Raw genomic sequence first — 3,447 nt, forward strand, 5'->3', positions numbered from 1 at the left:
AGCATTTCGTATAAGGTGTATTATGTTAATTTTAGAAAATCTTTCTAATCAAAATTTAGTGTTCTGTTAAGTTCTATAATGAGGATCTAAGCGTAATACTGTATTCACATCATATTCAGCATCAAAAAACTCACAAATTTTTGACACCTTACCTTTAATTAATAATTTCTTATCTAGATAAATAATCAATTTATTTTTATTGATATCAAAAATAACTCTTCCCCTTTGAACTTCATCATATTCCATATACCGTAATTCAGGGATATCTGCTTTGATTCTCTCCCAATATTCCACATGTGTATATTTACTATCAATTAACCCAATAGAATCCTTTTCATTAGAATTAAATTCATGCGCAATGCCTATAATTTTATCGCTATAAAACCAAAAAATACCTATCTTCATTTTTGATCCTATCCCTAAATTAAAACAGCCAATTAATTCTAATTGGCTGTTTTATATAATTAATTATTCAAATTATTGTAAATAATCTGACCATCTTTTTCATTGATTTTAGACAGTGTCTTTAAAAATACTGGAGTTCTACTACAAATGTCTCGAATATCTTTTGCTTTTAAAGGCGTATCTAGTAGTTGATAGTCCTCTAGCACTTGATAGTAGCAATTTTCAGGTACACCATCATGCTCAATTTTTATGGTTTGACCTGATGCTATACCGTAGCCTGAAATCCCTTTTCCGTTAGCATATAAAAATACAACATCTCCTTTTTTAATTCGTTCTATTTGTTGTTTATATCCATCATCAAATGCAGCCGCATATCCATTATTAATCATGAAATGATGATCATCTATTGAATACCGTTTACAAGTATTTAAAAGAAAATAATTATGATTAATAGCAATATTTTCTTGATTAGTTATAGAACTATTTTCATCCTCATCAATCTCATTTTCTTGTTGTTCCAAAAGCTTTTTTTCTTCAGCTTTATAGTTATCTATTGCATCAGATAATAGATCAAGAATTACTTCTTGCTTAGTTGAATCAAAAAATACAGCTAAATCTGCAATTATTTCATCCATAACTTGAGGGATTTTTACTGATGTTGAAATCATTTTGGTTTCCGTAGCTTGTTTATTGTGAAGTTTTTTTATGAGACTCATGATTATCACCTTTTAAAAGTTAAATTAAATTTAATTAATTTATAGAAAGAAGTCAACAGCTTTAAAATTTAAAGTTGAAAATAAGTTTTCATTTTTATTTAACATAATGGTGGTTATACGAAATTCACCGTTTCGAGCCCCAAATATCAAGTTTATTTCTTGCATAAATGTATCCTATAGGATACATTCTACTTATGTACTCAATATATACCACTGAAGTCTTTGATGACTGGTTCACCAAGTTAAAAGACCAGCAGGCAAAAAGACGCATACAAGTCCGAATTGATCGGGTTGAAGATGGAAACTTTGGAGATACTGAGCCGGTCGGTGAAGGTGTTTCTGAATTACGTTTCTTCTTTGGGCCAGGCTATAGGATTTATTACTGCAAGCAAGGGCAAAGGGTTGTTATTCTTTTAGCAGGCGGAGATAAGTCTACGCAAAGTAAAGATATAAAACTTGCCCTGCAATTGGCACAAGATTTAGAGGAGGAGCTATAAATGGCTATTAAACTTCGCAAATGGGACAGTGCTGAGCATCTTAAAACAGAGAATGATATGCAGGCTTACTTACAAGCATGTATTGAAGAATCTAATGGCGATGCCGCATTCATTGCAAAGGCTTTAGGTAACATTGCAAAAGCTAAAGGAATGGCTCAATTATCACGAGATACAGGCTTAGGCCGAGAAAGTCTTTATAAAGCACTTTCTGGTGATGTTAACCCTAGTTTTGATACTGTGATTAAAGTTGTAAAAGCACTGAATTTACGCTTAGCAATTTAAAAAAAGTTATTAAAAAATGGAGCTTTAGGCTCCATTTTTTAATTTCGTATAAGGTGTATTATGTTAATTTTAGGGAAACTATAAAGTATCAAAAAAATTAGTAATTCTTAAGAAATCAATGAGTCCGCTTCCCATAATATGTATTATGTTACTTTAATCTCTTTACTGTCCTCTAGGATTAGAATCACCACTTTCTCTTAATCGCCATAACTTATTCACTTTATCCCAAACTACATTTGTTGAAGTTATTTCTTCAAATGCCTTTAAAACACTTTTGTTTATAGCCAAATTACCGTACTGATTAATATATACCGCAGCTTCACCGTATATTTGCTCTAACCAAATAGCAGCACTTTCTTGTTCTAAATATCTATCTTTAATTAGCTTATTTTTCATATTTTTAGCTATTTCTTCAAGGTTATTTATTTCTAAAGGGCTGTTTTTTTTTATACTAACCAATACTAAAGGACTAAACTCCCCCCTAAATAATTTTGTTCCTACAAACCAAAAACATAGAATCTTGTTGTCTATGACTGATTCAACAGTCATAAGAGGACCTTCTTTTGATTTTAACTGTACAACTATGCCTATTTTTAAATTATTTTCTTTTAAGAAGTCCTGATCATTCTTAATTTTTTCTACTTTTTTTATGTTTTCTTCATTACTAATAAAATCTGAAACTAAGCACCTTTCACAAACTAAATAACTTTTATTTGTATTAATTGAGACAAACTCATATATCTTATTAGCTATATTCAATTCGAAACAACAATGAGTTTCATCGAATTCTATATTTTCATCTTCAGTATCATCATCTTCATCTCGACTATAAAGATCAAGATATACTCTTTCGAATCGAAATGGTCCTTCATCGAATCTTTTTGAAAGAGATGAATAATTTTTTAAAAAATAAATTGTATTCATGTATCTGTTTATTATCCAATCATTAAGTAGGAGTGCTAAAAAGTGTTAATTAAACAAGGATCTATAGTACAACTTAATTCAGGTAGTCCTAATTTGGTAGTAGAATCGATTTCTATTTATATGATAGAAGGAAACGGTAAATATTATTCAATCAGTCAACTACCTACTCATCTAAATAATACTGAATTAAAAAAGTATTTAGCAGAAAAAATAGATATTAAAATTGATGATTTACCTATCGAGGCTATCCAAATTTCCTTAGATTGTATTTGGTTTCAAGGTAAAGAACCAGTTTCGGATTCTTTTGATTTTCGACTGTTAAATCTAATTTCTTCTTAAAATTCTTTTTTATTTAACATAATGGGCGTTATACGAAATGCTTTTTAAAATATCTTTGTTTTTCATATAGTTAAAAAATTTTCATCCCCCTAAAAAACCACAAAAAAACGACTTGGAAACAAGTCGGTTTCTTTTTAAGCAAAACTGTAACTTTTAGCCAATAAAATTGATCAATATTTAATCAAATTGTCATTTTTCTCTGGCTTATCAATGCGCCCCATCCCGAAACTATCCCCAATTTCTGCGGACAACTCTTGGGATAAAAATTCACCAATTTTGTACGC

General features: G+C 29.9%; 6 protein-coding genes. 3 read left to right on the forward strand and 3 right to left on the reverse strand.

Going from position 1 to position 3,447, the window contains the following annotated elements; genetic code table 11:
• Positions 1 to 66 precede the first annotated feature (66 nt).
• Positions 67 to 405 (reverse strand): hypothetical protein, encoded by a 339-nt coding sequence (locus tag FTU17_RS16985; RefSeq protein ID WP_180136108.1) that lies wholly within the window; start codon positions 403 to 405, stop codon positions 67 to 69.
• Between the two features lie 59 nt (positions 406 to 464).
• Complete coding sequence (locus FTU17_RS16990; protein ID WP_180136110.1) at positions 465 to 1,121, reverse strand: hypothetical protein; 657 nt, start codon at positions 1,119 to 1,121, stop codon at positions 465 to 467.
• Between the two features lie 194 nt (positions 1,122 to 1,315).
• On the opposite strand from FTU17_RS16990, the gene FTU17_RS16995 reads away from it, so the two are divergent.
• Complete coding sequence (locus FTU17_RS16995) at positions 1,316 to 1,618, forward strand: type II toxin-antitoxin system RelE/ParE family toxin (RefSeq protein WP_000286964.1); 303 nt, start codon at positions 1,316 to 1,318, stop codon at positions 1,616 to 1,618.
• Positions 1,619 to 1,900 (forward strand): addiction module antidote protein, encoded by a 282-nt coding sequence (locus FTU17_RS17000; RefSeq protein WP_180136112.1) that lies wholly within the window; start codon positions 1,619 to 1,621, stop codon positions 1,898 to 1,900.
• A 162-nt stretch (positions 1,901 to 2,062) separates the two neighbouring features.
• Here the strand turns inward: FTU17_RS17000 and FTU17_RS17005 are convergent, their stop codons facing one another.
• Positions 2,063 to 2,824: a YodC family protein gene (locus FTU17_RS17005; protein WP_180136114.1), complete on the reverse strand. Its 762-nt coding sequence runs from the start codon at positions 2,822 to 2,824 to the stop codon at positions 2,063 to 2,065.
• A 42-nt stretch (positions 2,825 to 2,866) separates the two neighbouring features.
• Between FTU17_RS17005 and FTU17_RS17010 the strand changes: the two genes are divergently transcribed.
• Entirely contained in the window at positions 2,867 to 3,163 is a 297-nt protein-coding gene (locus tag FTU17_RS17010; protein ID WP_180001877.1) for a hypothetical protein, read from the forward strand.
• The last annotated feature ends 284 nt before the right edge of the window (positions 3,164 to 3,447 follow it).

The sequence above is a fragment of the Acinetobacter sp. YH12070 genome (genome assembly GCF_013419625.1).
Classification (GTDB): domain Bacteria; phylum Pseudomonadota; class Gammaproteobacteria; order Pseudomonadales; family Moraxellaceae; genus Acinetobacter; species Acinetobacter amyesii.

Bases quoted from the DNA above. Each gene is read 5' to 3' on its own strand.
- FTU17_RS17000 (WP_180136112.1), top strand. From the start codon at position 1,619: ATGGCTATTAAACTTCGCAAATGGGACAGTGCTGAGCATCTTAAAACA.
- FTU17_RS16985 (WP_180136108.1), bottom strand. From the start codon at position 405: ATGAAGATAGGTATTTTTTGGTTTTATAGCGATAAAATTATAGGCATT.
- FTU17_RS16990 (WP_180136110.1), bottom strand. From the start codon at position 1,121: ATGAGTCTCATAAAAAAACTTCACAATAAACAAGCTACGGAAACCAAA.
- FTU17_RS17005 (WP_180136114.1), bottom strand. From the start codon at position 2,824: ATGAATACAATTTATTTTTTAAAAAATTATTCATCTCTTTCAAAAAGA.
- FTU17_RS16995 (WP_000286964.1), top strand. From the start codon at position 1,316: ATGTACTCAATATATACCACTGAAGTCTTTGATGACTGGTTCACCAAG.